The organism is Mesorhizobium sp. L103C105A0, from assembly GCF_000502215.1.
Classification (GTDB): domain Bacteria; phylum Pseudomonadota; class Alphaproteobacteria; order Rhizobiales; family Rhizobiaceae; genus Mesorhizobium.
This window is the reverse complement of record NZ_AYXF01000010.1, coordinates 61,090-74,681: the sequence shown is the minus strand read 5'-3', so window position 1 is coordinate 74,681 and position 13,592 is coordinate 61,090. Positions and strand designations below refer to the sequence as shown.

Here is a 13,592-nt window from a genome sequence, read left to right as displayed (position 1 = left end):
CGCCAAGATCGAGTTCCCCCGCATCGATCCGCGCGTCCCACCGCGATGAGTGTCTCTCCGCTCGGAAAGCCTCGCCGCCCGGAAGCCAGCATCGGAATACCTGAAGCCGCATGCCGAGGGTGTGCGCTCACGATCAACGAATTGGACTGACGCCGATGACCACCACCGACAGCACTGAAAAGCAGCCTTTCAATCTTTCGCGCTGGGCCATCGGCCATCCCTCGATCGCGCGCTTCCTGTTCGGTCTGATCATCATTGCCGGCGCGCTCGGCCTGATGCGCATGGGCCAGAAGGAAGACCCCGATTTCACCTTCCGCGTCATGGTCGTCCAGGCGATCTGGCCGGGCTCCTCGATCCAGGAGATGGAAGACCAGGTCGTCAACAAGATCGAGCGCAAGCTGCAAGAAACGCCGCACCTCGACTTCGTCCGTTCCTACACCCGCGCCGGCAGCGCCATCATCACCGTCCAGATCAAGGGCGACACCAATGCAGAGGAGGTGAAGGACGCCTTCTACCAGGTGCGCAAGAAGGTCGGCGACATCTCCGGCGACCTGCCGCAAGGCCTGCTCGGGCCCTATTTCAACGATGAGTTCGGCGACACCTTCATCACCCTGCACTCGATCGGCGGCGACGGCTACAGCTATCCGGAGCTGAAGAAATTCGCCACCCAGGCTCGCGACATGCTGCTGACGATGCCGGGCGTCGAGAAGGCCGTCATCATCGGCGACCAGCCGGAGAAGCTTTATATCGACGTCTCGTCCAAGGCCCTGGCCGAACGCGGCCTGACGCTGACCGACCTGCAGAACGCCATCAAGGGCCAGAACAATGTCGATCCGGCGGGCTCCGTCGACACCGGCCTGCGCTCGGTGCGCATCTCGGTCGAGGGCGATGTCACCAGGGCTGCCGACATCAGGGAATTGCGCCTGCGCGCCGGTGGTCAGGTGACACGTCTTGGCGACATCGCCACCGTGAGTTCCGGTCTCGAAGATCCCTATCAGCGCAAGTACCGCTTCAACGGCCACGAAAGCGTCCAGGTCGGCGTCGTCATGGCCAAGGGTTTCAACGTCAGGGACGTCGGCACGGATGTCGAGGCGACCTACAAGCGCTTCGAGGAAGCGCTGCCCTACGGCGTTGCGGTTGACCAGATCTCCAACCAGCCCGAGGTTGTCAAGGACGCCGTCAACGAGTTCATGGAGGCGCTCGGCGAGGCGCTGCTGATCGTGCTTGCTGTCTCGCTGCTGTCGATCGGCTGGCGTTCCGGCCTGGTCATCGCCATTGCCATTCCGCTGGTGCTGGCCGCCACCTTCGCCATCATGTACGAGCTCGGCATCGATCTGCAGCGCATTTCGCTCGGCGCCCTGATCATCGCGCTCGGGCTGTTGGTCGACGACGCCATGATCGTCGTCGAGATGATGGAGCGCAAGCTGGAGGAGGGGCTGGTCAAGATCGAGTCGGCGAGCTTCGCCTATTCCTCGACCGCCTTCCCGATGCTGAGCGGCACGCTGATCACCATAGCCGGCTTCATCCCGGTCGGCTTCGCCGCCTCGACCGCAGGCGAATATGTGCGCACGCTGTTCTATGTCGTCGGCATCGCGCTCGTCGTGTCGTGGTTCGTCGCCGTCTATTTCACGCCGTGGCTGGGCTACATGATCCTCAAGCAGCGCAAGCATGCCGGCAACCATCATGACGCCTTCGACACCGGCTTCTACCGGCGGCTGCGCGCCACGGTCGGCTGGGCGGTGCGCCACCGCATCATCGTTCTGGTGATGACGCTGGTCACCTTCGCCACCAGCCTGTGGGCGTTCCAGTTCATCCCACAAAACTTCTTCCCGCAATCCTCGCGGCCGGAAATCCTCGTCGATCTCTGGTTGCCTGAGGGAACCTCGATCAAGGAAGTCGAGACGCAGGCCAAGGCGCTGGAAGCCCGGATGATGGACGACAAGGACAAGCGCTTCATCGCCACCTATATCGGCGAAGGCGCGCCGCGCTTCTTCCTGCCGCTCGACCAGCAATTGCGCAATCCGAACTATGCGCAGCTTCTGGTGATGGCCAATGACGAGCCGGCGCGTGAGCGGCTGATCCTCAAGCTGCGCTCAGTCCTGGCGCAGGATTTCCCTTCGATCCGCTCCAAGGTCGACCGTCTGTTCCTCGGCCCGCCGACCGGCTGGCCGGTGCAGATGCGCATCATGGGTCCGGACCGCCAGGAGGTGCGCCGCATCGCTGACCAGGTGAAGGCGAAATTCGCCGAAAATCCGCTGCTCGGCGCCGTCCATGACGACTGGCTGGAGCCGGTACCGGCGATGAAGCTGGTCATCGACCAGGACCGCGCCCGTGCGCTTGGCGTCACCTCGCAGCGCATCCGCCAGATGCTGCAGGCAGCGATGTCCGGCGCGCCGCTCGATGACTTCCGTGATGGCGAGGAGACGGTTTCCATCGTCGCCCGCGAACCGGACGCCAGCCGCAGCCTGCTGTCCTCGGTCGACTCGGTCTATATCCCGACCGATTTCGGCGGCTTCGTGCCGCTGTCGCAGGTGGCCAAGGTGGTGCCGGTGCTCGAGCAAGGCGTCGAATGGCGGCGCGACCGCCTGCCGACCATCTCGGTGCGCGCCACGCTGCCGGATGGCGTGCAGTCGAACGACGTCGTCACCAAGCTCTACAATGACATGCAGGGCATGCGCGCCGGCCTGGCGCCCGGCTACAAGATCGAGATCCAGGGCGGTGCGGAAGATTCCGCCGAAAGCCAGGCCTCGATTGCCGCCAAGGCGCCGATCATGCTGGCCGTCATCGTCGTGCTCCTGATGATCCAGCTGCAGCATTTCGGCAAGGCGATGCTCGTGCTGGCCACCGGTCCGCTCGGCATCATCGGTGCGGCGGCGGCTCTGTTGATCAGCGGCGCGCCGTTCGGCTTCGTCGCCATCCTCGGTGTCATCGCGCTGCTCGGAATCATCATGCGCAACTCAATCATCCTGGTCGACCAGATCGATCAGGACATCGCCAGGGGAATGGACCGATCGGAGGCCATCATCGGCTCGGCGGTGCGCCGTTTCCGGCCGATCGTGCTGACGGCGATGACGGCGGTGCTGGCGCTGATCCCGATCTCGCGTGCGGTGTTCTGGGGACCGCTCGCCTACGCCATGATGGGCGGCATCCTCGTCGCCACCGTACTCACCATCCTGGTGCTGCCGGCAGGCTACGCGCTGTTCTTCGGCCGCGAGCCGAAGCAAGGCAAGAAGCCAGCTGATGAGGCGGTGCAGGACAATGACAGGCCGCCACTTGCCCTGGCCGCCGAGTAAGCGCTGCCGGCGCACAGGATGCACCTTGGAAAAGGCTGGAACGCCGTACGCTTGACGTGCGGCGTTCTGGCTTTCTCGTTGCCGGTGGCACCGAGCACCTCGGCAAGTATCTCAACACCAGGCGGGTTCATCAAAATAGGTTGAACGGCCACCTGTATGAAAATGCTTCGCGGCGCCGGTTTTGCAAAACAGAATTCCTTTCCAGGACGGCAAAGCCGTCCGATCCTGCTTACATATCGGAGCGGCAACGCTCATTCGCATCAGGTGATCATCCCATGGTAGACAATAAGCAATTGCGGCTCGGCGCCTTCATGCGTCCGGTCAGTCTTCACACCGGGGCCTGGCGCTATCCCGGCTCATATCCCGATGCCAACTTCAACTTCGCCCATCTGAAGCGCTTCGCGCAGACGCTTGAGGCGGCGAAGTTCGACGCCTTCTTCATGGCCGACCATCTGGCCGTTCTCAACATGCCGATCGAGGCGCTACGGCGCAGCCACACGGTGACCTCGTTCGAGCCGTTCACGCTGCTGTCGGCGCTCGCCGCCGTCACTGATCATATCGGCCTTATCGCCACCGCATCGACGACCTTCGACGCGCCCTATCACATTGCCCGTCGCTTCGCCTCGCTCGACCATATCAGCGGCGGCCGCGCCGGCTGGAACATCGTCACCACATCCAATCCCGACGCCGCGCTGAACTTCGGCCTCGACGAGCATGTCGAGCACGACGAGCGCTATCACAATGCGCGGGAATTCTACGATGTGGTGACCGGCCTCTGGGACAGCTTTGCCGACGACGCCTTCATCCGCGACGCCGAGAGCGGGCTCTATTTCGATCCCGCGAAGCTGCATGTGCTCGACCATAAGGGTGAGCATCTCTCGGTGCGCGGCCCGCTCAACATTGCGCGGCCGGTGCAGGGCTGGCCGGTCATCGTCCAGGCCGGCGCATCTGAGGCCGGGCGGCAGCTGGCAGCCGAAACGGCGGAGGTGATCTTCGCCGCCCATTCCGATCTGGCGGCTGGGCAGCGCTTCTTTGCCGATGTCAAAAGCCGGGCCGAGAAGCTCGGCCGTTCGCGCGACGACATCAAGATCCTGCCCGGCGCCTTCGTCATCGTCGGCGACAGTGTCGAGGAAGCACAGGCCAAACGCGCCAAGCTCGACAGCCTGGTCTATTACGAGAGCGGCATTGCCTCGCTGTCGATCGCGCTGGGGCACGACGCATCCGGCTTCGATCCCGACGCGCCCCTGCCCGAAATCCCCGAGACCAATGCCTCGAAGAGCGGCCGTGAGCGCGTCATCGAGCTGGCGCGCCGGGAGACTTTGACCGTCCGCCAGCTGGCGCAGCGGCTCGGCGGCTATTCCGGCCTTGCTTTCGTCGGCACGCCGAAAACCATCGCCGATTCGATGGAGGAATGGCTGTTTGCCGAAGGGTCAGACGGCTTCAACGTCATGTTCCCCTATCTGCCAGCCGGGCTCGACGACTTCGCCGAGAAGGTGGTGCCCGAGCTGCAGCGGCGAAAGCTCTTCCGGCGCGAGTATGAGGGCACCACCTTGCGCGAGAATCTCGGCCTGAAGCGTCCGCCGAACCGGTTCTTCAAAGGCTCCGAAGCGGTCATCCGCAAGGCCGGCTGACGTCTGCCACAAAAAGAAACGGGCGCGCCGAAGCGCGCCCATTCTTTTCAAGCCATCACTATCAGATGACGAAGTACCAGTTGGCGAGCAGCATCACGACCAGGCCGGCGACCAGCGTCAGGTAGGGCAGCATGCCTGCCTTTTTGACCGAGAGGTCTGCGCCCGCCATGCCGAGGTCGGCCAGCATGTGGTCGGGGAACTTGCCCTTGTCCTGGACGTAGTGCCGGTAGCAGAACACCGGGATGATCAAGGCGGCTGTGATCAGGCCGGCCCAGAGCGCCATCGGGTTCCACACCTTGGCGCCGGCGCCCATGAAGATGGCGTTTACATAGGCGAAGATGGCGCCGAGGCCGAGCAGCCAGCTCGGCGCCTTCCAAGGCCGGTTGATGTGGCCGTTGTCGATGCGGTGGATCCAGCCGGCATTGAGGTTGAGGAAGTTGAAGATGATGTAGCCGCAGTTCGACACGGCGAGGATGAAGAAGAAGCTCGTCGCGTCGGCCGAGGCGATGGCCAGCACGATCAGGTTGAAGACGAGATCGGTCCACATGGCGCGCGTCGGCGCGCCATGCTCGTTGACGTGGCTGAGATAGCGCGGCAGCCAGCCATCGACCGAGCCCTGGTAGAGCGTGCGCGACGAGCCGGCCATTGCCGTCATGATGCACAGCACCAGCGCCAGGATCATCAGCATCACCAAGAGGCTGTGGATCAATGCGCCACCCCCGACCATGCCGGCCAGTGCATCGGCAACACCGGAGCCGTCGACGATCGGCGTCGCCAGCATGCCGTTGAGGCCCAACACGCCCTGGAAGGTGAAGGGCACCAGGATGAACAGAAGCATGCAGAGCAGGCCGGAATAGAAGATCGCCTTGAACGTGTCGGTGCCGGGGTTCTTGAACTCCGATGTGTAGCAGACGGCGGTCTCGAAGCCGTAGGTCGACCACGCCGCGATGAACATGCCGCCTAGAACCAGCGTCCAGCCGGCAATGTTCCACGAGCCGGGCTCCGGCGCGTAAGCCGCCGCCAGCGGCACCAGCGGCGAAAAGTTCGCCCAGTTGATCTGGCCGGTGACGATCGGCACGACACCGACGATCAGCATCGGGATGATGACCAGGAGGCCGATATACTTCTGCACATTGGCGGTGCCGAGAATGCCGCGATGCTGGATCGAGAAGATGATCAGCATCAGCACCGCGCCGATGAAGAAAGTGGCATTGAGGGTGAAGGAGACAGGACCTAGCGTGTGGCTGAACAGCGTCCAGTTGCGGATCGCCGGCGTGGCCGCCGCGGTCACCGCGGCGATGGCGTCGGCAGGCACCATTCCGGCATGCGCCGCGATATAGGCGACGACGTCCGGCGACGCCTCGGTGAACAGCGGCACCGGCGCCAGCGCGTTGAGAATATAGGCGGCGGCGATCGAGCAGCCCAGCGACAGCACCGGCGACCAGGCGAACCAGTTGCACCACACCGACAGCGGCGCGATGAACTTGGAATAACGAAGCCAGGCGGTGGCGCCGTAGATCGAGGCGCCGCCCGACTTGTTCGGGAACAGGCCGGCGATCTCGGCATAGGTGAAGGATTGCAGGAAGCCCATGATCATGGAAGCGATCCAGATCCCGAAGGCCAGCGTTCCCGTCGTTCCGGCAATGCCGCCGATCGAAAACAGGACAAGGGCAGGAACGCCGCTCGCCACCCAGAAGGCGCCGCGCCAGTCGATGTTGCGGAGCAGCTTGCCTTCAGCGGGCTGCTCCAGGGCAGTGGTAATCGTGCTCATCTGTCTGAATTCCCCATTTTGTGTTCCCGGCCGGTGATGCCTCGGCTTCGCGAAGCTTGTTCCCCGGTACATGACCGCACGACTCCAGTGTTTCCACTCAGTCGTATTTTTTTCTTAACAGTGAAGATTGATCCGGCGCGCTTTCACGTCAAGTGATTTGTGGCGTCGTGCACATCACGGTTGCGAAACGCTCGCTTTGTCCTTCTCCCCTTGTGGGGTGAGAAGCGGTCCGCGGTAGCGGACGGAAAGCCAATTGCTTTCGAGCTTCGAACGCCCTGAGCCTGCGAAGGGCCGGGGGTGCAACCCTCAGGATCGCGGCCTGGTCTTTTGCGGATCGTAGTGGGCGAAGGCCACGACGCGCGCCGGCAGCCGCTTGGCATGACCGTCGAGCTTGCCGATCTCCACCTCTGTGCCGATTGCCGCGTGGGTGACGTCAAGCCTCGCCAGAGCGATGTTTTTGTTCAGCACCGGCGAGCGCATGCCCGAGGTGACGACACCGATCTGGGCGCGGCCGATATGGACGCAATCCCCATGGCCGACGGCGACATTGCTGTCGATGTCGAGGCCAACGAGCTTGTGCTGCGGATGTTCCTTGCGCCTTATCAGAGCCTCGCGGCCGATGAAATCGTCGGTCTTGGCCTTCAACGGTACGGTGAAGCCAATGCCCGCCTCGAACGGGTCGGTCTGGTCGGAGAATTCGTAACCGGCGAAGATCAGCCCGGCTTCGATGCGCACCATGTCGAGTGCCTGCAGGCCCATCGGCTTCAGCCCTTGCGGCTGGCCGGCCTCCCAGATGGCATCGAACACTTTTTCGGCGTCGCGTGGGTGGCACCAGATTTCGTAGCCGAGCTCGCCGGTATAACCGGTGCGCGACACCACGACCGGAATGCCATTGCCGCCGCCGATGCGCGCGACAGCGAAGCGGAACCATTCGAGTTCGTCGATCGACGGTTGCAGCGGCGAGGTCCAGACCACCTCTCGCAAAATGTCACGGCTCTTCGGCCCTTGGACAGCGACATTGTGCATCTGATCGGTGGACGAGCGCACCAGCACGTTGAGGCCGAGTTTTCTGGCGGTGTCGCGCAGCCATTCGCCGGACAGGTCGTCGCCGCCGACCCAGCGGAAATTGTCCTTGCCGAGCCGCAGCAGCGTCCCGTCGTCGATCATTCCGCCATGCTCGTAGCACATGGCGGAATAGACGACCTGGCCGACGCCGAGCTTCTTGACGTCGCGGGTCAGCGTGTATTGCAGCAGCGCTTCGGAATCGGGACCGGTGACCTCGAACTTGCGCAGCGGCGACAGGTCCATGATCACCGCGTCCTGCCGGCAGGCCCAGTACTCGGCGATCGGCCCCTCTTTGGCGAAAGAATTGGCCAGCCAATAACCCCGGTATTCCACGAAGTTGCGGGTGTGCTTGGCGAAGCTTGAATGGAAGGCGGTCTCGCGGGTCATTTTCGGTTCCGAATCGGGCGTCATGCGTCTGGCGATCGCTCGCGAGAATTTGTGTTGGCCGGAATAGGTTCGCACATGGATGTCGGTCGGGTTCCAGCCATTGGCCGGTGTCGTGTCGTCGGGACAGGCGGAGGAGACGCAGACGATGTCGGTGAGCGCCCTGAGCAGGACATAGTCGCCGGCGCGCGACCACGGCTCATCCGACACCATGACGCCATGGGCGTCGATCGCCGTGTTGAAGAAGAAGTTGATCGCCATCCAGCCGGCACGTGGGGTGACACCCTTGTCGGCCAGCGCGCGGTTGAAATTCTCCGAGCAGTTGGTGTGGCCGGGATAGCCGATGTCGTCGTAATATTTGGCGGCACACGCCAGCGCGAACGCGTCATGCCGGCCGCATGTGTCCTGGATAACCTCGACCAGCGGCTCCATGTCCTGGTCGTAATATTTCGAGTGAAGGCCGGGCATCGGGTAGCTCGACCCCATCAGCGTGCGCGTGGTCGTTACGTCGAGCGGATGGTCCAGCCCCTTGTCCAGCTTGCGCGCCGAGAAGCACTGGAAATCGGTGCACTGGCGGCCGTCGACATCGATGATCTGCAGGTAGTCGCCCGCCTTGACGAAATAGGGTTCGGCTGTCGCCGAATGGACGCGCAGATCGAGCACCGGATCGGCAAGCGGATCGGCCAGCTGCGACTTTGTCTTCAGGCGCACGGTGGCGCGGCGCACCATGACGGTGAGCGGCGTTGCCGTGTCGTGGCCGTCGACCAGCATCGGCCCGCTAGGCGCTGCAATCAGCAAGCCGCCATCGCGCGCGACGGTGAAGGCCTGCTCGGTGCCTGCCGGCGTGGCGCCGCCGAAGACGCGCACCGCCTTGGCCTGGTCAAGCTGCACCTGGCGGCGCTCGAGTCCGCGGCGCACGGAAGCGAGGCTATCGTCGCCCTCGGCCAATAGCGCCTTGATCCCGGCGGCATTGCTATTGGACTTTTCGCCGAAGATGGCGGGGTCGGTGGCGCCTGACTTGTCCCAGGCCAAAAGCTCGCAGGCCTGGCCGCCCTCGACATTGCGGATGGCAAATGTATCGCCGGCCTCGATATCGATCAGCACCGCGCCGTTACCGGGGGCCGCATACCGCTCCATGCCCGGCGGCAGCGCGATCTGGCCGGGCCGCAGGATGAGGCTTGGCCGGGGCGGCCCGGCTGTCACTGAAGGGTAGGGCGACTGGCTCATCTCAGCCTTGCGGTTCGAGAAACAAGTTTGCCTGTGTGTAAAATTACTTTAGCTGCAAGAATAGCAGCGCAGTTGCGTTTGGCAAGGCTGGCTCCCCCTTCTCCCNGGGAGAAGGAAGAAGCGCACAAGCGCTACGCCAAATCCAGGAATGCCCGATCTCGACACCATACTCCGCCGCCGAATCCAGCATCGTGTGCCACAGACTTTCAGCAAATGTCGCAAACATCAGCACGTTGAACACCGCCTGCCCATCCGGCCGGTCATTCCCGCGCCAGAGCGTGACGCTGGTGTGATCCATCGAGGTCGCGGCAGCCGCCCCAACCAGAAATGCATCGGGATGCAGATCGATCGACGACAGCTTGCCCAGCATCGCCCGCGCCTTGGTACCGGAGATACTGATCAGCACTCGCGCATGCGACTGGTCCGATAGCGAAGCGGAAGACGCGAACGTCTGGGCGAGTGCTTCAGTCCCATGCTTGCCGCCCTTCAACAGCACGAAGAACTGGTCCGGTCCCGACCAGATCAGCGTCGCATCCGAAGTCTGCACCGCCTTGGGTGTCTCAGGAGCCGCAACACCGAAGCTTGCCTTCGCAGCGTTGGCCAAATCTCCCGCCTTGCCGCGCCGCGCCATCACCTGGATCAGGTCGAAATTGCGGATTTCGGTCAGCAACACGCCGACATTGCCGTTCGCGCCGTAAGGCCCGACAACAAGTGCCCGCTCGAGCGGGCTACGAACATCCCAGGAAAAATCAGCCACGCTGGCGCCCTCCATCGGGATCGTAGAAGACGGGATTGCAGAGCTCGACATCATAGTCTTCACCGCGCAGCGGATCATGCGCGTGGACGATCTCGCCGATGCGTTCGCGGCCGCGCTCGACAAGGCCGAGACCGATCCACTGGTCGAGCGTCGGCGAGAAGCAGACCGAGGTGACGTAGCCTTGGTCGTTATCAGGCCCGGGCGTCTGGCCCTTCGGGATGATGTGCGCGCCGGAGCGCAGGCGGCGCGCCTTGTCGATCGGCTTGATGCCGACCACGACCTGCCGGTCCGGCGCCACCAGCGCCTCGCGGCCGGCCATGACGCGACCGATGAAATCCTTCTTGGTCGACATCATCTTGCCGAGGCCGAGATCGGCGGCGGTCGTCATGCCGCTCAGTTCCGGTCCGGCGACATGGCCCTTTTCAACGCGCATGACGCCGAGGGCTTCTGTGCCATACGGCGTCACGCCGAACGGTTTTCCCGCCAGCATCAAATTGCGTGCCATCGCTTCACCGTAACGCGCCGGCACCGAAATCTCGAACGCCATCTCGCCGGAGAAGGAGATGCGGAACAGCCGCGCCTTGATGCCGCCGCGCAAAGCGACTTCGCGCACGCCCATGAAGGGAAAACCTTCGTTCGAAAGGTCCTCGGCAGGGTCGACGATTTCCTTCAACAGGTCTCGCGTCCTTGGCCCGGCAATCGAGAACTGCGCCCACTGGTCGGAGACCGAGGTCAGTTGCACGTCGAGTTCGGGGAATAGCACCTGCCGGCAGAATTCGAGATGCTGCATCACCAGCCCGGCCTTCGCCGTGGTCGTGGTGAGGAAATAATGGTCCTCGGCCAGCCGCGAGGTCGTGCCGTCATCATAGACGAGGCCGTCCTCGCGCAGCATCAGCCCGTAGCGGGCTTTTCCCACGGCAAGGTTTGAGAAGGTGTTGATGTAGACGCGGTCGAGGAAGGCGCCGGCATCGGGGCCGTGCACATCGATCTTGCCCAGCGTCGAGACATCGCAGAAGCCGACGCCCGAGCGCACCGCCTTGACCTCGCGGGTGACCGATTCCAGCCAGTCCTTCTCGCCCGCGCGCGGATACCATTGCGCGCGCTTCCACAGGCCGGTGTCGACAAAGATCGCGCCTTGTTCGGCCGCCCAGTGATGCGACGGCGTCAGCCGCGTCGCATGGAAATTTTCGTCGCGATGGTGGCCGGCAAAGGCGCCGATGGCGACCGGCACGTACGGCGGGCGATAGATGGTCGTGCCGGTCTCGGGAATGGATTTGCCCGACACCGCCGCCATGATGGCGAGGCCGGCGACATTGGACGTCTTGCCCTGGTCGGTCGCCATGCCGAGCGTGGTGTAGCGCTTCAGATGCTCGACCGATTCAAAACCCTCGCGCTGCGCCAGCTCGATGTCGGACGCGGTGACGTCATGCTGCTGGTCTACAAAGGCCTTGCCTTTGCCGGCGACGTGCCAGAGCGGGGTCAGTGAGAAGGACTCGTCGCCGGCAACAGCTGCAGAGCCCGGATTGCCATTGCGTCCCGCGTCCCGCGCCGCTGCGGCGCCGGCCTCGAAACCTGCGCGCAGGCAGGCGCCTAGCCCGAAGTCGCCGTTAGCCGCACCTGCGGCGACCATACCGGGCGGCGCGCCGTCCGGCACGAAGGCGGCGATGTCGTCTCGCCATTTCGGCCGGCCGCGATGGTAAGAGGTGAGCCCGACCGCCGGATTCCAGCCGCCGGAAACGGCAAGCCCGTCGGCCTCGACCTCGGCGCGCGCGCCGCCGGTCAGCGACACCGCTATTTTTCTTACGCCGTCCTTGCCGCCGTCGACGCCGCTGACCGAACCATGCAGCACGGTGAAGCCGTTCATGGAAGCGAGAGAACGATGGGCAGGCGAGACGTCAGGCCGCGCGTCGATCACCGCCGCGATCTGCAGCCCGGCGCCGAGTGCCGTCTCGACCGTGCGCCAGCCATCCTCATTGTTGGTGAACAGCGCGATCCGCTTTGCCGGCGTCGCCGCATAACGTGTGACGTAGGTGCGGATGGCGGACGCCATCATCACGCCGGGCGTGTCATTGCCGGCAAAGACGATGGGACGCTCAATCGCGCCGGCGGCGACGACGCAGCGCTTGGCCACGACGCGCCACAGGCGCTGGCGCACCTGATGCTCGGGCGGCACCGGCAGATGATCGTTGACCCGCTCGATCGCGCCATAGGTACCGCCGTCATAGACGCCGAACAGGGTCGTGCGGGTCATGATGCGGACATCCGGCATCGAGCTGAGCTCGGCCAGTGTGCGCGACAGCCACTCCGCGGCCGGCAGACCGTCGATCGTGCCGCCATCCGACAACAGACGGCCGCCGGGCGCAAAATCTTCTTCGCACAGGATGACGCGCGCACCGCTGCGGCCTGCAGCGAGTGCGGCGGCGAGACCGGCCGGACCAGAGCCGGCGATCACCACATCGCAATGCGCCCAGGCCTTGTCGTAGTGATCCGGATCGGGGGTGACCGCCGCGCGACCCAGACCCGCGGCGCGTCGGATCGCCGGCTCGTAGACCATTTCCCAGAATTTTGCCGGCCACATGAAGGTTTTGTAGTAGAAGCCGGCGACGAAGATCGGTGCGAACAGCTGGTTCACCGACATCACATCGTGGCGCAGCGACGGCCAGCGGTTCTGGCTGGCCGCTTCGAGGCCTTCATAGAGTTCGGCCGTCGTGGCCTTGGTGTTGGCCTCGCGCCGTGCGCCGGTGCGCAGTTCGACCAGCGCGTTGGGTTCTTCCGAGCCCGCAGTCAGAATGCCGCGCGGACGATGGTATTTGAACGAGCGGCCGACCAGCTTGACGCCATTGGCGACCAGCGCCGACGCCAGCGTGTCGCCCTGGAAGCCGGAGAGGCTCTTGCCATCGAAGCGGAAGTTGAGCGGCGCCGAGCGGTCGATGAGACCGCCGGATGTGAGACGATGGGATTGGCTGGAACTCACGATGGCCGGCCTCTCATCGATCCAATGCCAGGCGGGACCGTCGCGCTCTTCACCCTCCCCCTTGTGGGGGGGGTCGCTGCGCAGCAGCGGGGTGGGGGTGCGGCACCGACCCCCACCCGGACCTGCGGTCCGACCTCCCCACAAGGGGGAGGTAGGGGGCTGGCGCTTTTCGCGACGGCTGTGGTCTCGACAGAATAGCTCATGTCTCCACCTGGCTCGCACCAGCCCCCGCCGCCGGTTCCACCGCCGAGATCTCGTGCGTCAGCGTGTTGCGGGTGACCTTCAGCCAGGCCCGGCAGCCACCGCCGTGATACCAGTTCTCTGCCATCACGCCGGCGATGTTGTCGCGCAGATAGACATAGTCGTAGACGGCATCTTCGCCGGCATCCGCCGCCGGCCGTACAGGCTTGGCATCGCCGAGATAGCTGAACTCGCCGAGTTCGCGTTCGCCGCAGAAAGGACAGGTGATACGCATCTTGTTCCGGCCGCC

At 64.2% G+C, this 13,592-nt stretch carries 7 protein-coding genes; 2 read left to right on the top strand and 5 right to left on the bottom strand.

From position 1 onward, the window contains the following. Window positions 1-155 precede the first annotated feature (155 nt). On the top strand, window positions 156-3,293 hold the full coding sequence (locus X727_RS142065; RefSeq protein WP_023834840.1) for an efflux RND transporter permease subunit: 3,138 nt from the start codon (window positions 156-158) through the stop codon (window positions 3,291-3,293). Between the two features lie 275 nt (window positions 3,294-3,568). After that, on the top strand, window positions 3,569-4,924 hold the full coding sequence (locus X727_RS142070) for an LLM class flavin-dependent oxidoreductase (RefSeq protein WP_023738429.1): 1,356 nt from the start codon (window positions 3,569-3,571) through the stop codon (window positions 4,922-4,924). Between the two features lie 61 nt (window positions 4,925-4,985). Here the strand turns inward: X727_RS142070 and X727_RS142075 are convergent, their stop codons facing one another. The 5 genes from X727_RS142075 to X727_RS142090 all read right to left on the bottom strand — a co-directional run bounded on the left by X727_RS142075 (window position 4,986) and on the right by X727_RS142090 (window position 13,577). Beyond that, window positions 4,986-6,695 carry an APC family permease gene (locus tag X727_RS142075; protein WP_023834839.1) on the bottom strand — a complete coding sequence of 570 codons (1,710 nt, stop codon included), beginning with the start codon at window positions 6,693-6,695 and terminating at the stop codon, window positions 4,986-4,988. 306 nt (window positions 6,696-7,001) lie between these two features. After that, complete coding sequence (locus X727_RS142080) at window positions 7,002-9,371, bottom strand: aminomethyltransferase family protein (RefSeq protein ID WP_023834838.1); 2,370 nt, start codon at window positions 9,369-9,371, stop codon at window positions 7,002-7,004. 43 nt (window positions 9,372-9,414) lie between these two features. After that, on the bottom strand, window positions 9,415-10,128 hold the full coding sequence (locus X727_RS0134425) for a sarcosine oxidase subunit gamma (protein WP_081726199.1): 714 nt from the start codon (window positions 10,126-10,128) through the stop codon (window positions 9,415-9,417). After that, complete coding sequence (locus X727_RS142085) at window positions 10,121-13,102, bottom strand: sarcosine oxidase subunit alpha (protein ID WP_023804357.1); 2,982 nt, start codon at window positions 13,100-13,102, stop codon at window positions 10,121-10,123. Before X727_RS142085 ends, X727_RS0134425 begins: the two co-directional genes overlap by 8 nt. Before the next feature lie 199 nt (window positions 13,103-13,301). After that, on the bottom strand, window positions 13,302-13,577 hold the full coding sequence (locus X727_RS142090) for a sarcosine oxidase subunit delta (RefSeq protein WP_023684437.1): 276 nt from the start codon (window positions 13,575-13,577) through the stop codon (window positions 13,302-13,304). Window positions 13,578-13,592 lie beyond the last annotated feature (15 nt).